The 383-nt window shown below is 44.1% G+C and carries 1 protein-coding gene; it reads left to right on the top strand.

Annotation, left to right across the window (positions count from 1 at the left end):
• The coding region (locus tag CWC11_RS21750; RefSeq protein WP_138684243.1) for a TonB-dependent receptor domain-containing protein at window positions 1–383 on the top strand (383 nt) is incomplete at both ends.

Here is a 383-nt window from a genome sequence, read left to right as displayed (position 1 = left end):
CCGATCCATGTAGCGTTGATGGCTTTGTAGAAGGTACCACTGACAGAGCGCTTTGTGAGGCTCACGGTGTTGCGTCTTCTCAAGTTGGTGTATTTGAACAAGCAAACGCGCAAATCGAAGGCAGTTTCGGTGGTAACCCTGACCTGAAAGAAGAAACATCAGAAACGGTTACTCTAGGTCTTGTTATTACACCGACCGAAAACTTCGACATTACAATCGATTACTTTGATATCACGATTGATGATGCTATCGATGTACTAGGTGGTGGCGTAAACAATATCCTAGATATTTGTTACAACCAACTTAAAGATCCAAGCTCTGAGTTCTGTCAAGCAATTACTCGTCGTCCTGACGGTAACGTTGACCTTGTTACAGCGCTCAAC

It is taken from the genome of Pseudoalteromonas sp. S3178 (assembly GCF_005886985.1).
Taxonomy (GTDB): domain Bacteria; phylum Pseudomonadota; class Gammaproteobacteria; order Enterobacterales; family Alteromonadaceae; genus Pseudoalteromonas; species Pseudoalteromonas carrageenovora.
This window is presented reverse-complemented; position numbering and strand designations above follow the sequence as displayed.